The sequence below is a fragment of the Porphyrobacter sp. LM 6 genome (assembly GCF_001720465.1).
Classification (GTDB): Bacteria; Pseudomonadota; Alphaproteobacteria; order Sphingomonadales; family Sphingomonadaceae; genus Erythrobacter.
In genome coordinates this window covers 2166959-2185696 of sequence record NZ_CP017113.1, presented here as the reverse complement: position 1 = coordinate 2185696, position 18738 = coordinate 2166959, and the positions used below count along the sequence as shown (strand labels likewise).

Below are 18738 nucleotides of genomic sequence, written 5' to 3'. Positions count from 1 at the left end.
GCGGACAGGCATGAGCGTCGAAGGCCTGAGCGAGGCGGATGCCGCCAACGAGCTTATGCGGCTCGCCCGCGCCATCGCGCGGCATGACCGGCTCTATCACGCCGAGGATTCGCCGGAGATTTCCGACGCCGAATATGACGCGCTGGTGCGTCGCAATGTCGAGCTTGAGGCCGCCTTCCCGCACCTGATCCGCGAGGACAGCCCATCGCGCAAGGTCGGCCACGCGATTGCCGCCTCGCCGCTGGGTAAGGTCGCGCACGAGGTTCGGATGATGAGCCTCGACAATGCCTTCTCTCCAGAGGAGGTCGCAGAGTGGCTGGCGCGGATGCGGCGGTTCCTCAACCTGCCCGACGGCGAGCCGCTGGCGCTCACCGCCGAAGACAAGATCGACGGCCTGTCCTGCTCGCTCCGCTATGAAAACGGCAAGCTGGTGCGCGCCGCCACCCGGGGCGACGGGCAGGTCGGCGAGGATGTGACGGCGAATGTCGCGCACATCCCCGATATCCCGCAAACCCTGCCCGCAGGCGTGCCCGAAGTGTTCGAGGTGCGCGGCGAGGTCTATATGGAAAAACAGTCCTTTACCGCGCTCAATGCTGCGCAACATGAAGCGGGCGGAAAGCTATTTGCCAACCCGCGCAATGCGGCGGCAGGGAGCCTGCGCCAGAAGGATGCGAGCGTCACCGCCAAGCGTCCCTTGCGCTTCTGGGCGCATGGTTGGGGCGCGGCATCTGCGGTGCCCGGCGCTACCCAGAGCGAGGTGGTCGCCACCCTGCGCGCATGGGGCTTTCCGGTCTCGCCGCTGTTCACCCGCATCATCGGCGGCGCAGCGGAACTGGTCGCGCATTTTGACGCCATCGGCAAAGCGCGGCCCGGCCTCGCCTATGATATCGACGGCGTGGTCTACAAACTTGACCGGCTCGATTGGCAGGAGCGCCTCGGCTTTGTCGCCAAGGCCCCGCGCTGGGCGCTGGCGCACAAGTTCCCGGCCGAACGCGCCGAAACCATCGTCGAGGCGATCGACATTCAGGTCGGGCGCACGGGCAAGCTGACGCCCGTGGGCCGTCTTGCGCCGGTGTTGGTCGGCGGGGTGACAGTGACCAACGTAACGCTCCACAATCGCGACGAGATCGCGCGGCTCGCCTTGCGTGTCGGCGACCGCGTGGTGATCCAGCGTGCGGGCGATGTGATCCCGCAGGTGGTCGAAAACCTTACGCCCGAGGAACCGCGCGCGGCCTTCGCCTTTCCCGATCACTGTCCCGAATGCGGCAGCGAGGCGGTGGCCGAAGAAGGCGAGGTCGATGTCCGCTGCACCGGCGGGCTGATCTGCCCCGCACAACGCACTCAGCGCCTCGAGCATTTCGTCAGCCGCAAGGCGCTCGATATCGAGGGGCTGGGCGAGAAGACCATCGCGCAGTTCTTTGCGCTGGGCTGGCTCGAAAGCCCGGCGGATATCTACCGCCTGCGCCAGCGCCGCAGCGATATTCTGGCGCTGGAAGGCTGGCAGGAAAAGTCGGTCGACAATCTGCTTGCCGCGATCGAGGCCAAGCGCGAACCCGATGCCGCGCGGCTGCTGTTCGCGCTCGGCATCCGCCATGTCGGCGAGGTGACGGCGCGCGATCTGATGAAGCATCTGCACGAACTGCCCGCACTGCGTGCACTGGCAGAACGTGCCCATGCGGGCGATGCTGAAGCGGCGAGCGAAATTACCGCGATCGACGGCATCGGGCCTTCGGTGGTCGAGGCGCTGGGTGATTTCTTTCACGAGCCGCACAATGTCGCCGTGTGGGAAGACATCCTCTCGCAGGTTACCCCGCCGCGCTACGAAGTCGAAACCATCGCCAGCCGGGTGGCGGGCAAGATCGTGGTGTTCACCGGCAAGCTCGAAACCATGAGCCGCGACGAGGCCAAGGCGCAGGCCGAACGCCTGGGCGCGAAGGCTGCGGGTTCGGTATCCGCCAAGACCGATCTGCTCGTCGCTGGCCCCGGCGCAGGGTCGAAGCTCAAGAAGGCTGCCGAACTCGGCATCGAGGTGGTAGACGAGGCGGGTTGGGCGGCCATCGTCGCCGAGGCGCTCGGGGGCTAGGGGCAAACGGGGGGTGAGACATGCGCGCAATAGCATTGCTGCTGGGACTGGGCCTCGCGGGATGTTCGGCCCAGGCTGATCCGCCGCCGCCCGTGCCCGAGGCGACGCGTTTTGCGTTCGTCTCCGACGATCCGGTCAAGCAAGGCGAGCGGATCGCCAAGGTGCTCGGCTGCACCGGCTGCCACGGGGCGGACCTCGCCGGCAAGGACTGGAGCGACGAGCTGGGCACGCTCTGGACGGCCAATCTCACCCGAAGCGCAGCACGCCACAGCGATGCGGAACTGGCCGCGATGATCCAGACCGGTCAACGGGCCGACCGGTCATTGATCGGCATGCCCTCGCACCTGTTCACCAAGCTCGCCGATGAGGACCTCGCAGCCGTAATTGCCTATATCCGCAGCAGGCCGCTGAACGGAGAAGAGCATCCGTCCCCATCCTTCACCGCCGAATATGAGAAATATCGCGCGCAGGGAAAGCTCCCGACCTCGGTCGAGGACGTGGCTAGACATGGCGAGGAAATGCCGCCTGATCTGGGCCGCGAGCATGAACTCGGGCGGTACATCGTGCGTGCGACCTGCGCCGAATGCCACGGGCTGCAATTGCGCGGTGCGGCGAGCGAACTTCCCGGCGACAAGGGCCGTCCGGACTTGCGGATGGTCGGTTCCTATGACCCAGCCGACTTCGTCACGCTGATGCGGACGGGCAAGGCGGCGGGGAACCGCGAGATCGGCCTGATGAGCGAGGTTGCGCGCGGGCGCTTTGCCAACCTCACTGATGCGGAGGTCGAGGCGGTGCGCGGCTATCTGGCGGAGCTTGCCAAGTGTGATCCTTGAAGAACTCCATCCCCAGGCGCTGCGCATAGCCGCCTTGCTGCGTGCGCGCGGCGAAAAGGTCGCGGTGGCTGACGGGGCCACCGGCGGCCTGATCGCAGCCACGCTGCTGACTGTGCCGGGGGCGCTCGATTTCTTCGTGGGCGGCGGGGTTGTCTATTCCTTCCGCGCGCGCGATGTACTGTTTGCGCTCCCGCGCGATGCCTACAAGGGCATGCGCGGGGCATCCGAAGAATACGCGCTGCTGCAAGCCCGCGCGATCCGCGACAATTTCGGTGCGGAGTGGGGGCTGGCGGAGAGCGGGTCGGTGGGTGGCTCCAGTCACCCCAGCGGCGCGCCGGCGGGGCGGAGTGTCGCCGCGCTGGCGGGGCCGTCGGGCGAGCACACCCGCCTTCTCGAGACCGCCAGCGATGACCGCATCGCCAACATGGCCGCCTTCACCCGCAATGCGCTGGCGCTGCTGGAGGCGACCCTGGCCATCCCGGCGGAGCGATGACGGAGACGACCCGCGTATTCGGCTAAGCCTTATTCGGCAGGCTCGGCGAGGGGCTGAGGGTCGCGCACCCGGTTCGTCACCGCCCGGAAGGCTTCGCGATAGCGCGGGTGCTCGGTGCCCATCCAGCGGTCCCACCAGGTGAAATAGAACCCGAAGTTGTGGCCCGACGAATGGTGCAGGTCGTGGTGCGTGGTGGTTGCGATCCAGTCGGTCCACGGATTGTCCACCCAACCCGCCGGGAACAGCTCGCTGCCCGCATGCGCCATCACGTTGCGGATCATCTGGTGCCAGATGAAGAACAGAATCGCATAGCCCGCGTAGGCGATGCCCAGCTGGCTGGTGATGAACAGGAACACCGGCACAAAGGCGACTTCGATCACCGCCTCGGTCATGGTGAAGCTGTAGGCGGTCCACGGCGTCGGTGTGCGTGATTTGTGGTGGTGGAGGTGCGTGGCGCGGAACAGGCGCTTGTGATGCATCGCGCGGTGCGCCCAATAGAACCATGCATCATGCGCGAGCACGATCAGCACAAATTGCCACATGATCGTCCACAGGCTCGCCTGCTGGACCTTCATCAGGATCACCCCGGTCTCGCGCCCAACGAGGATGGCGAGTGTCACGAAGGCATAGACCACCACGGTGCGCATCGAGGACAGGAGTTCGCGCGTGTAATCGGCGCGGGTCGCACGCCGGCCCAGCTGGATTTTCCGTGCCTCGGCAAAACCGCGGAAGACCAGCAGCAAGGCCGTCAGCACGCCCGCCGCGATCAGGTAGCGGCTGAGATCGAAATAGATCCCGAACATGAAATGGTCCGCCACGCGGCCGATGGCGTAGTCGAGCGTGGACTGATCGGCGGGAGTCATCATGTGCAAAAAAGCCTTTGTCAGCGATGGCTTATCACATGGCAGCGATGTTCGGCAAAGGCTCGTCGCTTACGGAAAAAGCCGAAGGATTCCGAAAACGAGTGCGCTTTTTCAGTTCTGACCGATCATCGCGCGGCGGTAATCGGTCGGGGTCTGCCCGGTCTCGGCCCGGAAGGCGCGGTTGAACGGGGGCAGCGAATTGTAGCCGAGATCCATCGCAATGGTGAGGACCGGCAGATCGACCTTGTCGCGGTCGGCCAGCAGCGCCTTGGCCTCGGCGATGCGGTAGCGGTTGAGGTAGGCGGAGAAATTGCGGTGCCCCATCCGCCGGTTGATCAGCGCGCGCAGGCGGTGTTCGGGTGTGCCGAGCCGGTCGGCGAGCCCGGCGATGGTGAGGCCAGGGGCGCGGTAGATGCCCGCGTTCATGGCTGCCTCAAGCTTGTCCTTGAGCACGATCTCGCTGGGGGACAGGTCGTCGGCTTCGGAAGTGCCCAATTCGGATTGGCTGTCGGCCTCGGCGGGGGAGGGTTCGGCCCTTACCAGCAACTCGGGCTCGGTGCGTAGCAGCGCCTTGCCCGCGAAGAGCGTCAGCGCGAGGATCAGCAGCGCATTGATGAACTGCGCGCGCGGATCGTGGTTGCCGCTTCCGCGTCCGGTAACCAGCTCGAAGGCAAGAATGCCGCCAGCCTGTGCCGCCACCAACAGCGGAAACCACAGCCGGAGGGAGCGACGCTGCTCGACAAGGTCGTCGGCTCGCCCGGCGATGGCAATGCGGAACAGATCCGCGACCAGCACCAGCCCGGACAGGTGGATGATGTAGAAGGTGACATTCGTGTGCGGCGCGATGAAGAAGCCTGCAAACCACGATCCGCCGAGCACCGCAACGGCACCCCAGCTCGCCATGCGCGGAGGCTCGCGTTCGAAGACGCGCAGCGCGAAAAGCCATGTGAAAAACGGCGTGAAGATCGACGCCAGTTCGGTCCAGGGCCTTGCCGGAGCGCCATAGACGATCAACGACGAGGAATTGAGAAGATAGCCGGTCGAGCCGATCAACAAGCCCGCCAGCGGCAGCTTGAGCCCGCGCCGCACATCGCCGGTTAGCAGCAGCACGAGCAGCAGAAGGCTCGCCCCGCAGGCGACCAGCCGGACAACGACGTCGATCTGTGTCAGCATCAGCGCCTTGCGCGCCTGCGCCGCAGCCACAGGATCGCCCAGTCGCCGCGCTGGAGCCTTGCGGCCATGCGGAAACCGGCGAGGGTCATGGCGCGCTTCACCGCCGCTTCCTGATCGCCCGCGAGCAATCCGGCGAGCAGCAGGCTGCCGCCGGGCGATACGGCGCGCGCGAAATCGGGGGCGAGTTCGGTCAGCGGGCCTGCAAGGATGTTGGCGATGAGGAGGTCATAGGGGCCGCGCACTGTGATCAGCGGATCGTCCATCCCGTCGGCCACCACCATCACCGCCTCGCCCGCGCGCGGGCCCATCGGGACGTTGTTAAGCGCCGCGTTCTCCTCGACCACCGGCACGCAGACCGGATCGATATCGGTGAGCGTGCACAGCGCGCGCGGCCATAGGGCCAGCGCAGCGAAGCCGAGCAGCCCGGTGCCCGTGCCGATATCGGCGACATTGCGCGCGATCACACCGCTTGCCTTCATGTGGCCCAGCATTTCGAGGCACCCCGCGGTGGTCTTGTGCTGGCCGGTGCCGAAGGCCTGACTGGCGGGAATGATGAAATCGATCGCTTGGCTGTCCGCTGGGTAATCGGGGGTATGGACATGGAACCGCCCGGCGCGGATCGGGGCGACATTGTGCTGGCTCAGCGTCACCCAGTCTTCGGGCGGGAGTTCTTCGATGGTGATCTTGGGCGCCCCACCTTCTGAAACGCCTTCGAACAGGCCGGCGAGCGCGGCTTTCTCGGCCTTGCCCGGCTTTCGCGGATACCAGCCTTCGAGCACCCAATCGTCGGGCTTGTCCTCGGCGACCTCGCGGCCCGCGATGACGAGTTCATAGTCCCAGTCGTCGATCAGATCATGCGCCAACAGCGCCGCCTGCACGATGGGCTTGGGCGCGTGGAGCGACAGTTTCCACGTGGTCATTGGGTGCCACGTTCCTTCGACAGCCGCATGCCGAGCGCCTGTTGCTGCGCGCTCGCATATCCGGCGCAGGCGAAGTCCGGTAGCCCATCCTGCTTTCGTCTTGCGAGCGCGGACAGAGTCACCTTGAGCTTGCCGCCCGAAGGATGCGGGGTGGCGAGGATATCGCAGGGCGCCTCGGCGATATCCTTCAAGGAGCCGACGAATGCGTCGAGGTATTCGCGGTGGTCGCTGAAGCGATAATCATCGCGGCTGACGGCAGAGAGGCTGTCGGCATAGACGACCGTGAGGCAATCCTCGCCTTCGCAGGCCCGCCACGTCCAGCTCATCGCGCCCGGTGTGTGGCCCGGGGTCGGGATGGGCGAAATGCCGAAATAGTCGAGCTTGTAGGGCGCATCGCCCCAATCATAGGGCAGGCCTTCGGCGATCTTGGCCATCGGCTCGTGCAGCCCGAACTGCGGATCATCGGGGTGGGCCTTGCCGGTGATCATGGTGTCGACCGCGATCGCCGAGGAGATGAACACCGCGCCCGTTGCCTGCTGGATCTTGGCCATGCCGCCGACATGATCGAAATGCTCGTGACTGCCGAGCAGCAGCTTGATGTCCTTCGGGTCAAAGCCGAGCTTGCGGATATTGGCGAGAACGACCTCCGCGCCCTTCTCGGTGCCGGAATCGATCAGCGCGTGGCCGTCATCGCTGGTGATCAGGATTGCGGAAATGCCGCAGGTGCCGACGTACCAGGTGTTGCCATGGATCTTGAACGGCGGGCCTGGCTTGTCCCAATCGTCCCAGTCCTCGCAGGCCTGCGCCCAGGGGTGGACCGGCCCCGGCACCGCGTCGGAGGTGATCGCGGTGACCGGATCCTGCGGTGCGGCGCCGAGCAGGGGGAGGGCGAGTGCCAGTGCGCTGAAGGCCTTACCGAACAAAACTCGCTCCATTGGCATCGATCACCGCTCCCGTCATGCTGGCTGGCGCATCGAGCGCGCAGAAGGTGATGATGGCAGCGATTTCGTCGGGAGTCGCCACCCGGCCGAGCGGAATATCGGCCAGCAGCCCCGGCCCGCCGCGACTGGCGAGGTAGTCGCCCGCCATGCTGGTATCGGTGAAACCCGGGGTGACGGCAAAGCTCAGGATGCCGTCCTTGGCATAGGCGCGGGCGATGGTCTTGTGCATCCCCACCATTCCGCTCTTGGCGGCGGCGTAGTGCCAGTGCGCTGGGCTGTCCCCGCGATAGGCGGCGCGGCTCGCCACGTGCACCAGCCGCCCCGCAAAGCCGCGTGCCTGCCAGTGCAGCACCGCAAGGCGCGAAAGCTGGGCGGCCGAGGTGAGATTGACCCGCAACGTATCCTCCCACGCATCGAGCCATTCGATGTCCGAGCGGTCGAGCCGGTTCGCCTCGAACCGCCCGGCGTTGTTGACCACCACGTCGATCTCGCCGCCCGCAAGGTCGAGTGCCTGCTCCCACAGGCTCTGCACGCTGGTCGGATCGCCGAAATCGGCGGCGATGATCGGCGGCGCTCCGGCGGCAGGGGCCTGCGGGCGTGACGCGTGGCCGATGACCTTTGCCCCGCGCGCGGCGAGTGCTTCGAGGGCTGCCCTGCCAATTCCGCGGCTTGATCCGGTTACAAGAATGTGTCCCATGCAATCGCCTATCCAAAACTTTGCAAGCTGTGTCCACCGCTCGCCGCTTGCCTCGTGCGACAGCCGCGCTAAGTGAGGGCGCACAAAACAGGGACCAGACGGGATCACCATGAACCAAAGACCGCTTTCTCCCCATCTCCAGATCTGGCGCTGGGGGCCGCATATGCTCGTTTCGATCCTCCACCGCGCCACCGGCGACGGCATGGCACTGGTCGGCCTTGCTGTGCTGGTATGGTGGCTGGGCGCGCTGGCCAGCGGGCCGGAAGCCTATGGCACGTTCCAGTCGGTGATGGGCTCGCCGCTGGGCATGGTGGTGCTGGTCGGGCTTTCGTGGGCGTTCTTCACCCACCTGATGAGCGGGCTTCGCCACTTCGTGCTGGATATCGGCGCGGGCTATGAGCTCAACACCAACCGCATGTGGTCGATCGCCGCGCCGGTGATCGCGATTGTGCTGACCGCGGCCTTCTGGGCCGTGCTGCTGCGCTGAGGGGCAAAGACAATGGGTAACGGAACCTCGATCGGCCGCGTGCGCGGCCTTGGCGCGGCTCACCATGGGGCGCATCACTGGCTGGTGCAGCGCTTCACCGCGATCGGCAATCTGGTGCTGATGAGCTGGCTGCTCGTCAGCCTCGTCACGCTCGGCGACTTCGGCCATGCCAGCGTCACCAAGTGGCTCTCGCAGCCGATTTCGGCGACGGCGATGATCCTGCTGGTGTTCAGCCTGTTCTGGCACGCCCGGCTCGGGCTTCAGGTGCTGATCGAGGACTATGTCCACGAAGCCGGCACCAAGTTCGCTGCGCTCGCAGCGCTCAATCTTGCAACCATCGGCGGCGGCGCTTTCGGGATTTTCAGCGTTGCCGCGCTCGCATTCGGAGGACAGGCCTGATGGCTACGTCAGCACAAGCCAATGGTTTGGGGGGCACCGCTAACGGTGTCGGCGGCGCGCACCTGACCGGCGCTTACACGATCGTCGATCATACCTATGACGTGGTGGTGGTGGGCGCGGGCGGATCGGGCCTGCGCGCCACGATGGGCGCGGCCGAAGCGGGCCTGCGCACCGCAAACATCTCGAAGGTCTTCCCGACGCGTTCGCACACTGTCGCCGCGCAGGGCGGGATAGCCGCATCGCTCGGCAACAACTCGCCTGACCACTGGACCTGGCACATGTACGATACCGTCAAGGGATCGGACTGGTTGGGCGATCAGGACGCGATCGAATATCTCGCACGCGAGGCTCCGGCAGCCGTTTACGAACTCGAGCACGCGGGCGTGCCCTTCAGCCGCAACGCCGATGGCACGATCTACCAGCGCCCCTTCGGCGGCCACATGCAAAACATGGGCGCTGGCCCGCCGGTGCAACGCACCTGCGCCGCGGCCGACCGTACGGGGCACGCGATGCTCCACGCGCTGTATCAGCAGAGCCTGAAGTACGACGCGGACTTCTTCATCGAATACTTCGCGCTCGACCTCATCATGGTCGAGCGTGACGGGGTGAAGCAGTGCGTCGGCGTGATGGCGATGTGCCTTGATGACGGCAAGATCCACCGCTTCCGCGCGCAGTCGGTCGTTCTGGCGACCGGCGGCTATGGCCGCTGCTACTACACCGCGACTTCGGCCCACACCTGCACCGGCGACGGTGGCGGGATGGTGCTGCGCGCCGGCCTGCCTTTGCAGGACATGGAGTTCGTCCAGTTCCACCCGACCGGCATCTACGGCGCGGGCGTGCTGATCACCGAAGGCGCGCGCGGCGAGGGCGGCTACCTCACCAACTCGGAAGGCGAGCGCTTCATGGAGCGCTATGCCCCCTCGGCCAAGGACCTCGCTTCGCGCGACGTCGTGTCGCGTTCGATGGCGCTCGAAATGCGCGAAGGGCGCGGCGTGGGGCCGGATGGCGACCACATCTACCTGCACCTCGATCACATCGATCCCAAGGTGCTGGCCGAACGCCTGCCGGGCATTACCGAGAGCGGCAAGATCTTCGCAGGTGTCGATCTCACCCGCCAGCCGCTCCCCGTCACCCCGACGGTGCATTACAACATGGGCGGCATCCCCTGTAACTACCACGGGCAGGTCGTCACCCTCGGGCCGGACGGCAATCCGGACACCGTCATCCCCGGCCTTTATGCCGTGGGCGAGGCGGCCTGCGTGTCGGTGCACGGGGCCAACCGCCTCGGCTCGAACTCGCTGATCGACCTCGTGGTGTTCGGCCGTGCGACCGGGCATCACCTGCGCGACAATCTGAAGCCCAACGCCAAGCAGGCCGAACTGCCCGCCGACAGCGCCGATTTCGCGCTGACCCGTCTGGATCACTTCCGCTACGCCAGCGGCGGCTCGCCGACCGCGCAGATCCGTGCGGAAATGCAGAAGGCGATGCAGAAGCACTGCGCCGTGTTCCGCGACCAGAAGCTGATGGACGAAGGCGTGGCCAAGCTCGCCGAGCAGAACAAGCGGATGGAGGACATCCACGTCACCGACAAGTCGCTGATCTGGAACTCGGACCTCATCGAGACGCTCGAGCTCGACAACCTCATGGCGCAGGCCAATGTGACCATGGCGAGCGCGGCCAACCGCAAGGAAAGCCGCGGCGCCCACGCGCACGAGGACTTCCCCGAGCGTAACGACAAGGAATGGATGAAGCACACCATCGCCTGGTTCGACGGCTGGGGCGGTCGCGGCAGCAACATCCGCCTCGATTACCGTCCGGTCCACGAATACACGCTGACCGACGATATCAAGTACATCGAGCCCAAGGCGCGGGTATACTGATGATGCTCTGTCGGCGGGCAGGCTTGGTGATCGCACCGCTCCTGCTCGCCGCCGCAGCCTGTTCGCCGCAGGGCGAAGAGGCGACGGCAGAGGCCGAAGGGGGCGCAAGCCCGACTGCCGAAGAGGCCGCTATCCCGGCCGCAGCCGACCCGCCGTCCGATCCTCTGCCTGCCAAACTGCTCGGGCTGTGGGTCTATTCGCACGAGGAATGCGAACCCGGTTCCGAATTCAGCCCGAACAAAGCCCGGATCGATGCGGAAATCAGCTTCGAGCCTGACGGCACCTACTACATGGGGGTTGAAGGCTTCCCGTTCACCGGCACCTACCGCTACGAAGGCGGCCAGTCCCCTCGTATTCAGCTCGATGGCAACTTGCTGAACTTCGCCGTCGAAGGCGACACCCTGCAAAACTGGAGCGAGGGTGACGCTGTCTACCAGTGCGGTCGGGTGTTCGTGCGCAAGCAATAGGCCGCAACCGCGCGCGCCGGTCTTGGTCATTTTGCCAATGCCGCCCCGCTTGACGACCCGCCGCCGCGCAGGCAGCTTCCTTGCCGATGAACAGGGGCAGGATCATCATCGGCGGGTTCGCGGCACTGCTTGCGGCACTGGTTGTGCCGCTGTCCCAAGCGCCCGCCAGTCCCAACCAGCCGCCGCCGCATACCGCGCCCTGGCCTGATCTGGGCAGCGGGCAATCACCCGGCGAGCGGCGCTCCAGTTTCGACCTCAGCCCCGAATTGCAGCGCGGAGTTTCCGCCGCGCAGATCCGCGAGCAGCAACGCCGGTTGGATGCTGCGCTCGCCGCACTCGCTCCCCAGCGGCGCGGGACGGCGGATGCCTATGTCCTGACCATCGCGCTCGACAGCGATCCGGTTTTTGCCCGCGAGGCGCGCGAGGCTGCGCGGGTGCTGTCTGCCCGCTACGGCGCACAGGGGCGCACGCTGACGCTCGCCGGGCCGGACGGCACACGCGACGATGCGCCCCACGGATCGATCTCGGCGCTGCTGATGACGCTCCACCACCTCGGCACGGTGATGGACGGCAAGGAGGATGTGCTGGTGCTCTACACCACCAGCCACGGCAGCGACATTGGTCTTGCCTATCACTACGGCGACAGCGGCTACGGCATCCTTGCGCCCGCCAAGCTCAAGGCGGCGCTGGAGGAGGCGGGGATCCGGCGGAGGGTGCTGATCCTTTCGGCGTGCTTCTCGGGTGTCTTTGTTCCGGCGCTGGCAAGCCCCGACACCGCCATCCTCACCGCCGCCGCGAGCACGCGTAGCTCATTCGGTTGTGTCGCCGAAAACGACTGGACCTATTATGGCGACGCGCTGATCAATCGCGCCTTGCGCCAGCCGGTCTCACTCGACGAGGCGGCGCGCATGGCGGGCCGCTCGGTTGCCGAATGGGAAGCCAAGGCGCGCTTCCTCGCCTCGTTGCCGCAGGTGAGCATCGGGCCGGAGGTCGGCACCTGGCTCCCCGCGCTCGAAGCCGGCAAGCCGCGCATCGCGAGCGCCCCGGTGGGCCGCCCGGCCTTCGCCGAATAGAGCGTTTATCGTCATAATCCGGGACTCGCCCGAGGGCCTTGATCCGCATCGAGCTATAATGTATCCATTGGATACATAGCCAAATGCAGGACTTTCCCATGACCCCTTTTGATGCTCTCAGAGCCCAGCTTTCCGCCGCTGTCCCCTTTGCCAGCCATGTCGGTGTGGAATTGCGCGAGATCACGGAAGGCGCTGCGACTGCTGCACTCGACCAGTCGCACAGCACCAGCAATCACATCGCCACCATGCACGCCGGTGCGCTGTTCACGCTTGCGGAAGCCGCCTCGGGCGCGGCAATGGCGGGTATGTTTCTCGAACGGCTTGCGGCGCTCCGCCCCGTTGCCGCGAGCGCCACGATCGACTTCGTAAAGCCCGCCAAAGGCACGATCACCGCCCGCGCTGCGGTGGAGGGCGCCAAGTCGATGCTGTTTGGCACGCTCGATAGCGAGGGGAAGGTGCGCTTTCCCGTCAAGATCACCATCACCGACGCCGAAGACCGCGAGGTCGCGCGCATGACGGTTGATTGGCACCTCTCCGCATTGGCGCGGGTAGCCTGATCCTGTCGCATGTCCGCTCGGCAAGCCTACCACCACGGAGACTTGGCCGCCGCTGCGGTCGATGCTGCAATGCGCTTGATCGAGGATGATGCCTCGGCCGGTTTCTCATTGCGGGCGCTGGCGGATCGGCTCGGGGTTGCGCACCGGGCGCTCTATAACCACTTTGCCGACCGTGATGCGCTGCTGGCTTCGGTCGCGGCGCGCGGGTTCCACCGGCTTTCGGATAGCCTCATTGATGCGCCCGATGCGGCCAGCTTTCTTGCGGCCTATGTCCGCTTTGCGCTCGATCAGCCCGGGCTCTACGCTGTGATGATGGCGCGCAGCTACGACCAGTTCAACGCGGCGCCGTTGCTGCGCGCTGCCGCCGACCGAATGATTGCCATTGCACTGCGTGTGCTGGCGGTGGACGGCACCGACGATGACACGCGTCGGCGCGCGGTCATGCGGGTCTGGATGCTGGCACACGGCGGCATCGGCCTTCACAGATCGGGCGTGCTGCGGATGCGGAGCGATGAGGAACTTGTCACCGAGATCCTGCGTATTGCTGGTCTGGCCGAAGATGAACCCCAACCGCACCAGCCACTGTGGAGTGGCACTAGTGAAAAGGAATAGCACTCATGAATCCCGCTGATTCCATGCCGTTTTCGAAACTGATGGGCGTTCAGGTCACCGCCGCCTCCGCCGATGCTGTCGAGGGCGAGATCACGGTGCGCGACGATCTGTGCACTGCGGGCGGGATCATGCACGGCGGGGCGATCATGGCCTTTGCCGATGCGCTGGGCGCGGTGGGCGCGGTGGCGTGCCTTCCGCAAGGCGCGGGCGGCACAACTACAATTGAGAGCAAGACCAACTTCCTCGGCGCTGCGCCGGTCGGCAGCGTGGTCAAAGGCGTGTCAAAGCCGATCAAGACCGGCAGGCGGATGTCGGTGTGGCAAACCGCCATCAATACCGCAGAGGGCAAGCCCGTGGCGGTAGTGATCCAGACGCAGCTGGTGCTCTAGTGCGTCAGGGTGCGACCCGCCGCGCCGAAATGATCCTGATCGGCTGGGCGATCATCTCGCCCCTCATCACCGCTTCGCCGGCATCGGGATCACGCTCGGCCGCGTGGATGGCGGCGACCACGTCCATGCCGCTGGTGACATAGCCGAACACCGGGAATCCGGCCTGCCATGAAGGATTGCTCGCGGTCGGCTCGGCATCGAACCCGGTCTGGTTCTCGATCACGATGAAGAAATCGCCGTCGGCGGTTCCGGGCCCGTTCATCGCCATCGATACCGCACCGTGGGTGTGGGTGAGACCGGTCTGGCTGGTTGGCTCGTGCGTGATGGGCGGGCGGTTCCGCTTGGGATCGCCGCGGGTGCCGGCTTGTACCAAGCCGTTGGGTTGGGGATCGTAAGGGAGATGCACCGAGCGGTAGAACGTCGTCCCGTCAAAGCGCTTTTCATCGACATAGCGCAGGAAATTGCCTGCCGTGATCGGCGCGCGTTCGGTTTCGAGCGCGATGGTGATGGGGCCGAGGCTGGTGGTGATCACCACGCTGACGCTGGCCGCTTCGGGATGCGGGCGGGTGGCGGGCCGCGTGGTGGCAGTCGCGGCGAAGTCCTGCGGGGTCACCGGAGCGGCTTCGGGCGGGCGCTTAATCTCGAACTTCATCACCAGCGTGCGCTGGCAGCCCGCGCCGGGGCGGGTCTCGCAATTGCGGAAATTGTCGTCCGAGGCGAGGTAGAGGAGCGTCTTGCCGGGCACCTCGCGCACGGCCAGCCCTTCGAAATTGTCGAGCATCATCGGCGGCGCCAGCACAGCGAGGGTGGTGACGGCTCCGTCGGGCACGATGGCGACCACGGCGGCGCGGTTGCCCTCGCCGGGCGTATAGCTACGGAACAGGACGTAGCAGGTGCCATCACTCTTGCAGGCGGCATCGGTCGGCACGCCGCCGACCTCGGCAATGCCTTCGGGGGCGGGGAGGTGGAATGCTTGCGCGCCTGCGCCGGTGATCCGCAGGCAATTGGGATGCGCCGGATCGGCCCATTCGCCGCACGCGACGAGACCGCCGGGATATGCGGAGAGGGTCTCGATCCCGTCATTGGGCGCGGCGCCCGCCACCAGCGCGGCGGCGCGATCCTCGCTGCCCACCGCCGCTTCGCCGAGTGCGGCGTAACGCCAGATGCGATGGTCCTGCTCGAAGGCGACCAGCCATTCGCCGGAGGCTAGACGGGTGATTGCCTCGGCATCGCCGCGCTCCTTGGAGCCGAGCTTGCCGCCCCTGGCATCGCGCAACTCGCCGATGGTCACTTCCGAGATATCGACGAGACGCGGCCCGACATCTTCGGGGGTGAGCGTCATCCAGCGCCCGTCATCGGCAATCGCGATCAACTGTCCGTCGTGCCACTCAAGGCTCGAAATGCCGCCGATCCCGGCCTTGTCGGGCGCGATCTCCACGCCGCCGCGAAAGATCAGCTCGCCGACTTCCGCGTCGGGCTGGCCGGGCAGCAGCTCGACCGGGCTGGTCTGCGGTAGAAAGGCATCTTGCGCTGCGGCAGGAGTCGCGAGGGGCAGGGCGGTGCCCAGCGAAACAAGCAGCGCAGCGGCGGCGGCGAGGCGGCGATATGTCATTCGTCCGGATGTATCGCCCGTTTGCCGATGTGCAAGCGGTTCGCCGTGCCGTTCATCGAGCGGCAATGTTTACAGCCGTAGTCGATATGACTACAGGTGTAATCAACCGAGAGGGAGGATCTGCGTGACAACCCCTGATGAACCGATTGGCGAACGCATCACCGATGCCGAACACGCGGTGATGGAAGCGCTGTGGGATCGTCCGCGCCAGACTGCCGCCGATGTGTGTGACACGGTCTGCGCCGAACGTGGATGGAGCCTTGCCACAGTCAAGACGCTGCTGTCGCGGCTGGTGCAGAAGGGCGCGCTCGCGGCTGAACCCGACGGGCGCCGCTTCCTCTATACCCCCATCATCGCCCGCGAGGATTACATCGGCGGGGAATCGCGCCGGCTGGTCGATCGCCTGTTCGGCGGTCGCGCCGCCTCGCTGGTGGCGCACCTTGCCGAGAGCGAGGCGCTGAGCGAGGCCGATCTCGACGAGATCGAGGCGCTGCTCAAGGAGCTCCGGCCATGAGCGCGGTGCTGCTGGAAACGCTGGCATGGACCGGCGTGCTGATCGCTGCTGTGCTGCTGGTGCGCCGCCCCGTGTCGCGCTGGTTCGGGCCGCAGATGGCCTATGCCTTGTGGTTGATCCCGGCCGCGCGTCTGGTGTTGCCGCCGGTCACGCTGCCCGCATGGATGGCGCCCGCCGAGGCCGTGCCCGCCACGCCCCCCGCCGAGCTGCTCGCCGACGCGCCCCCGCCGGGCGATCCGGCAGTCTGGCAGGCCGCGATAGAGGCCCCCGCCGGTGCCGTGCCCGCTCCGCTGACCACCCCTGCCGAGGCCGCGCCGCAACCGGGCTTCGATCTGATCGCCATGATGGCCGAGTGGCCGTGGCTCGATGCGCTGCTGCTGGCGTGGGTCGTCGGGGCCGGGGTGTTCCTGTGCCGCCGCTTTGCCGCCTATTTCGAATTGCGCGATGCCTTGCTGGCCGAAGCGCGCGAAGTGGGATCGACCCGTGGTCTGATGGCCCGGGTGCGCCTTGTCGAAACGCCGGCGACCTCAGCGCCGCTCGCGTTCGGCGTGCTCGATCCGGTGATCGCGCTGCCGCCCGGCTTCATGGCGCTGCATGACCGGCAGGCCCGCGATTTCGCTTTGGCGCACGAGCTGGCGCACCATCGGGGCGGGGATCTGCTAGTCAATGTGCTCGTCCAGCCGCTGTTCGCGCTGCACTGGTTCAATCCGCTTGGCCGCTATGGCTGGCTGGCGCTGCGCCGCGATCAGGAGGCGGCCTGCGATGCCCGCGTTATGGCCCGCCGCTCCGCCGCCGAGCGCGCCGCCTATGCGACCTTGATTGCCCGCTTTGCCGCCAATCCCGGTGCCGCGAGCCATGCCGCGCTGAGCGCGCCGATGGCCTGTCCGGTGCTGGGCGAGAAATCCATCATTCACCGTTTAAGGAGCCTGTCGATGTCCCATATTTCCCTGCGCCGCCGCCTTGCCGGTAGCGCCCTGCTTGGCGCCGGCCTGCTGGCCCTGCCGCTGACCGCCTCGATCAGCTATGCCGCGTCCGACGCGACGCTGGAAGCGCCGGAGCCGCCGGCTCCCCCCGCGCCGCCTTCGGCCCCTGATGCGCCGTTGCCGCCGGAAGCCCCCGAGGCGCCCGAACCCCCCGAAGCGCCCGAACCGCCCGAAGGCGATGTCGAAGTGATGGTCTTCACCACCGGCGACGGCGCTGCCGAAGCGGGCGAGAAGGGCGAACGCATGCACAAGGTGATCATCCGTGAACGCGCCGGGATGCGGGCCGAGGCCGCGGCCGAAGCCGCCACCGAGGCCGGAACCAAGGCCCGCCATATCCGCGTCGTCCGCAAGTTCGATCGCGACGGCAAGCCGATGGCGCTCGACATCCCCCGGCCCGAGGGCATGAGCAAGGAAGAGCACGAAATGATGCTCGCCGATCTGCGCGCGGGCCTTGCCGAGGTGGACAAGGTCCACGCCGAGATCCCGCGCATGGTTGCCGAAGCCATGGCCGAAGCCGAGGCTGCGGGCGCTGCCGGTCAGCAGCGGGTGATCGTCAAGCAGAAGTGCCGTCCCGGCAGCGATGAAGTGAGCGAGACCACCACGGCCAAGGATGGCACCCAGGTCGTCACCATTTGCCAGTCGCGGATCTTCGCTTCGGCCCGCAAGGGGCTGGAGGAAGCTCGCGCCGAGATCGCCCGCGACAAGGATATCCCCGAGGATACCCGCAAGCAGGTGCTCAAGCAGCTCGATCAGCAGATCAGCCGCTTCCGCGATTCCGAAGGCTAAGTGGTCGGGCTCCTGGCGCGCCGGGGGGCGGGTCAGGAGCCGTTGAAAAACACATCGCAAGCCGCATCGTCGCGGCTTTCAAGGCCCAGCCGCAGCGCAGCCATGCGTTGGCGGCTGGAGCCGTGAGTGAAGCTCTCCGGCGAAACCTGCTGTCCGGCATTGCGCTGGAGCGTATCATCGCCGATCGCGCTGGCAGCCTTCAGCCCTTCCTCCAGATCGCCCGGCTCCACGAGGTTGCGGTTGCGGCCCGCCCACATCCCGGCATAGCAATCGGCCTGCAATTCCATCGCCACCTGCAACTGGTTGGCTGCACCCGGATTGCGCTGTTGGGCAGAACGCACCTGATCGGAAAGCCCGGTGATGTTCTGGATGTGGTGGCCATATTCATGCGCGATCACATAGAGGCGCGCGAAATCCCCGCCGGTACCCGCCATCTGCGCGAGCTGATCGTAGAAGCTGGTGTCGATGTAGATGCCCTTGTCCGCCGGGCAGTAGAACGGCCCGACCGCCGATGTCGCTCCGCCGCAGCCGCCGGTGTTCACCCGCCCGTCGCGGTAGAGATCGAGCACCGGCTGTTCGAACGGAATGCCGGCGCGCGCAAAGGCGGCTTCCCACGTCGTGTTGAGGCTGGTGAGCGCATTGCACGCCTCGGTCGCATATTCGCTGCTGGCGCAGACTTCGGCCTCGGACATTTCGCTCTGGCCGCCGCTGTTGTCGTCCGCCGGGGCTGACTGCTGCTGCACCGATTGCACCATGCCGATGGTCTGCATCGGATCGATCCCGAAGACGACCGCGCCGATCAGCGCGATCACCAGCGTGCCGCAGCCGATGCCGCCAGCGCGCCCCACGCCGCCACCGCCGCCGTCGCTGCTCGACCGGACATTCATCCGCGAGGTGTCGAACGGGCCGAGACGCATACGAAATTCTCCCACGATCAGGGCTGCTTGAGCAATTTGCTGGACAGCCGCTTTCCGCA

General features: G+C 66.4%; 20 protein-coding genes. 13 read left to right on the top strand and 7 right to left on the bottom strand.

The genetic code is table 11. The features are described 5' to 3' along the window. The first annotated feature begins 10 nt into the window (after nt 1-10). The 3 genes from ligA to BG023_RS10460 are packed head-to-tail and all read left to right on the top strand — an operon-like array spanning nt 11 to nt 3409. A complete protein-coding gene (ligA, locus tag BG023_RS10470; RefSeq protein WP_069310405.1) occupies nt 11-2083 on the top strand; it encodes an NAD-dependent DNA ligase LigA in 2073 nt (690 codons plus the stop codon). Nucleotides 2084-2103: 20 nt separating this feature from the next. Then, on the top strand, nt 2104-2916 hold the full coding sequence (locus BG023_RS10465) for a c-type cytochrome (protein WP_083234653.1): 813 nt from the start codon (nt 2104-2106) through the stop codon (nt 2914-2916). Continuing rightward, nucleotides 2858-3409: a CinA family protein gene (locus tag BG023_RS10460; RefSeq protein ID WP_069310403.1), complete on the top strand. Its 552-nt coding sequence runs from the start codon at nt 2858-2860 to the stop codon at nt 3407-3409. Before BG023_RS10465 ends, BG023_RS10460 begins: the two co-directional genes overlap by 59 nt. Before the next feature lie 29 nt (nt 3410-3438). Here the strand turns inward: BG023_RS10460 and BG023_RS10455 are convergent, their stop codons facing one another. The 5 genes from BG023_RS10455 to BG023_RS10435 form a co-directional block, all read right to left on the bottom strand. Beyond that, nucleotides 3439-4275, bottom strand: coding sequence for a sterol desaturase family protein (locus BG023_RS10455; RefSeq protein WP_083234652.1), 837 nt, complete (start codon nt 4273-4275; stop codon nt 3439-3441). Between the two features lie 108 nt (nt 4276-4383). Beyond that, complete coding sequence (locus BG023_RS10450) at nt 4384-5475, bottom strand: helix-turn-helix domain-containing protein (RefSeq protein ID WP_069310402.1); 1092 nt, start codon at nt 5473-5475, stop codon at nt 4384-4386. After that, nucleotides 5445-6365, bottom strand: coding sequence for a 50S ribosomal protein L11 methyltransferase (locus BG023_RS10445; RefSeq protein ID WP_069310401.1), 921 nt, complete (start codon nt 6363-6365; stop codon nt 5445-5447). The genes BG023_RS10450 and BG023_RS10445 overlap by 31 nt, the downstream gene beginning before the upstream one ends. Continuing rightward, nucleotides 6362-7300: an MBL fold metallo-hydrolase gene (locus BG023_RS10440; protein WP_190315754.1), complete on the bottom strand. Its 939-nt coding sequence runs from the start codon at nt 7298-7300 to the stop codon at nt 6362-6364. The genes BG023_RS10445 and BG023_RS10440 overlap by 4 nt, the downstream gene beginning before the upstream one ends. Continuing rightward, nucleotides 7278-8003 carry an SDR family NAD(P)-dependent oxidoreductase gene (locus BG023_RS10435; protein WP_069310399.1) on the bottom strand — a complete coding sequence of 242 codons (726 nt, stop codon included), beginning with the start codon at nt 8001-8003 and terminating at the stop codon, nt 7278-7280. Before BG023_RS10435 ends, BG023_RS10440 begins: the two co-directional genes overlap by 23 nt. 109 nt (nt 8004-8112) lie before the next feature. Here BG023_RS10435 and sdhC point away from each other — a divergent pair, with 109 nt between their 5' ends. The 8 genes from sdhC to BG023_RS10395 all read left to right on the top strand — a co-directional run bounded on the left by sdhC (nt 8113) and on the right by BG023_RS10395 (nt 13867). Then, complete coding sequence (gene sdhC, locus BG023_RS10430) at nt 8113-8490, top strand: succinate dehydrogenase, cytochrome b556 subunit (RefSeq protein ID WP_069310398.1); 378 nt, start codon at nt 8113-8115, stop codon at nt 8488-8490. A gap of 12 nt (nt 8491-8502) precedes the next feature. Then, nucleotides 8503-8889 (top strand): succinate dehydrogenase, hydrophobic membrane anchor protein, encoded by a 387-nt coding sequence (gene sdhD, locus BG023_RS10425; protein ID WP_069310397.1) that lies wholly within the window; start codon nt 8503-8505, stop codon nt 8887-8889. Between the two features lie 62 nt (nt 8890-8951). Then, the gene (gene sdhA, locus BG023_RS10420) at nt 8952-10769 is read left to right on the top strand and encodes a succinate dehydrogenase flavoprotein subunit (RefSeq protein ID WP_069311261.1); all 1818 of its coding nucleotides are present in this window, start codon (nt 8952-8954) and stop codon (nt 10767-10769) included. Between the two features lie 26 nt (nt 10770-10795). Next, the gene (locus BG023_RS10415) at nt 10796-11236 is read left to right on the top strand and encodes a hypothetical protein (protein WP_150122858.1); all 441 of its coding nucleotides are present in this window, start codon (nt 10796-10798) and stop codon (nt 11234-11236) included. Between the two features lie 86 nt (nt 11237-11322). Continuing rightward, on the top strand, nt 11323-12309 hold the full coding sequence (locus BG023_RS10410) for a C13 family peptidase (RefSeq protein WP_069310395.1): 987 nt from the start codon (nt 11323-11325) through the stop codon (nt 12307-12309). Between the two features lie 98 nt (nt 12310-12407). Further along, the gene (locus BG023_RS10405) at nt 12408-12866 is read left to right on the top strand and encodes a PaaI family thioesterase (protein WP_069311260.1); all 459 of its coding nucleotides are present in this window, start codon (nt 12408-12410) and stop codon (nt 12864-12866) included. Nucleotides 12867-12875: 9 nt separating this feature from the next. Next, entirely contained in the window at nt 12876-13478 is a 603-nt protein-coding gene (locus BG023_RS10400) for a TetR/AcrR family transcriptional regulator (protein ID WP_083234651.1), read from the top strand. Nucleotides 13479-13483: 5 nt separating this feature from the next. Next, a complete protein-coding gene (locus BG023_RS10395) occupies nt 13484-13867 on the top strand; it encodes a PaaI family thioesterase (RefSeq protein ID WP_069310393.1) in 384 nt (127 codons plus the stop codon). Between the two features lie 4 nt (nt 13868-13871). Here BG023_RS10395 and BG023_RS10390 read toward each other — a convergent pair whose 3' ends face one another. Next, complete coding sequence (locus BG023_RS10390) at nt 13872-15479, bottom strand: esterase-like activity of phytase family protein (protein WP_069310392.1); 1608 nt, start codon at nt 15477-15479, stop codon at nt 13872-13874. 124 nt (nt 15480-15603) lie between these two features. Between BG023_RS10390 and BG023_RS10385 the strand changes: the two genes are divergently transcribed. Continuing rightward, nucleotides 15604-15993 carry a BlaI/MecI/CopY family transcriptional regulator gene (locus BG023_RS10385; RefSeq protein WP_069310391.1) on the top strand — a complete coding sequence of 130 codons (390 nt, stop codon included), beginning with the start codon at nt 15604-15606 and terminating at the stop codon, nt 15991-15993. Next, entirely contained in the window at nt 15990-17762 is a 1773-nt protein-coding gene (locus tag BG023_RS10380) for a M56 family metallopeptidase (protein ID WP_069310390.1), read from the top strand. Before BG023_RS10385 ends, BG023_RS10380 begins: the two co-directional genes overlap by 4 nt. Nucleotides 17763-17794: 32 nt before the next feature. Here BG023_RS10380 and ypfJ read toward each other — a convergent pair whose 3' ends face one another. Beyond that, the gene (ypfJ, locus tag BG023_RS10375) at nt 17795-18679 is read right to left on the bottom strand and encodes a KPN_02809 family neutral zinc metallopeptidase (RefSeq protein WP_069310389.1); all 885 of its coding nucleotides are present in this window, start codon (nt 18677-18679) and stop codon (nt 17795-17797) included. Between the last annotated feature and the right edge of the window lie 59 nt (nt 18680-18738).

What these genes read in the sequence shown, in the direction of transcription:
- BG023_RS10410 (WP_069310395.1), top strand. Translation starts at nt 11,323, where the DNA reads ATGAACAGGGGCAGGATCATCATCGGCGGGTTCGCGGCACTGCTTGCG.
- BG023_RS10390 (WP_069310392.1), bottom strand. Translation starts at nt 15,479, where the DNA reads ATGACATATCGCCGCCTCGCCGCCGCCGCTGCGCTGCTTGTTTCGCTG.
- BG023_RS10380 (WP_069310390.1), top strand. Translation starts at nt 15,990, where the DNA reads ATGAGCGCGGTGCTGCTGGAAACGCTGGCATGGACCGGCGTGCTGATC.
- ypfJ (WP_069310389.1), bottom strand. Translation starts at nt 18,679, where the DNA reads ATGCGTCTCGGCCCGTTCGACACCTCGCGGATGAATGTCCGGTCGAGC.
- BG023_RS10445 (WP_069310401.1), bottom strand. Translation starts at nt 6,365, where the DNA reads ATGACCACGTGGAAACTGTCGCTCCACGCGCCCAAGCCCATCGTGCAG.
- BG023_RS10455 (WP_083234652.1), bottom strand. Translation starts at nt 4,275, where the DNA reads ATGATGACTCCCGCCGATCAGTCCACGCTCGACTACGCCATCGGCCGC.
- ligA (WP_069310405.1), top strand. Translation starts at nt 11, where the DNA reads ATGAGCGTCGAAGGCCTGAGCGAGGCGGATGCCGCCAACGAGCTTATG.
- BG023_RS10435 (WP_069310399.1), bottom strand. Translation starts at nt 8,003, where the DNA reads ATGGGACACATTCTTGTAACCGGATCAAGCCGCGGAATTGGCAGGGCA.
- BG023_RS10395 (WP_069310393.1), top strand. Translation starts at nt 13,484, where the DNA reads ATGAATCCCGCTGATTCCATGCCGTTTTCGAAACTGATGGGCGTTCAG.
- BG023_RS10440 (WP_190315754.1), bottom strand. Translation starts at nt 7,300, where the DNA reads ATGGAGCGAGTTTTGTTCGGTAAGGCCTTCAGCGCACTGGCACTCGCC.
- BG023_RS10460 (WP_069310403.1), top strand. Translation starts at nt 2,858, where the DNA reads ATGCGGAGGTCGAGGCGGTGCGCGGCTATCTGGCGGAGCTTGCCAAGT.
- BG023_RS10465 (WP_083234653.1), top strand. Translation starts at nt 2,104, where the DNA reads ATGCGCGCAATAGCATTGCTGCTGGGACTGGGCCTCGCGGGATGTTCG.
- sdhC (WP_069310398.1), top strand. Translation starts at nt 8,113, where the DNA reads ATGAACCAAAGACCGCTTTCTCCCCATCTCCAGATCTGGCGCTGGGGG.
- BG023_RS10400 (WP_083234651.1), top strand. Translation starts at nt 12,876, where the DNA reads ATGTCCGCTCGGCAAGCCTACCACCACGGAGACTTGGCCGCCGCTGCG.
- BG023_RS10405 (WP_069311260.1), top strand. Translation starts at nt 12,408, where the DNA reads ATGACCCCTTTTGATGCTCTCAGAGCCCAGCTTTCCGCCGCTGTCCCC.
- sdhD (WP_069310397.1), top strand. Translation starts at nt 8,503, where the DNA reads ATGGGTAACGGAACCTCGATCGGCCGCGTGCGCGGCCTTGGCGCGGCT.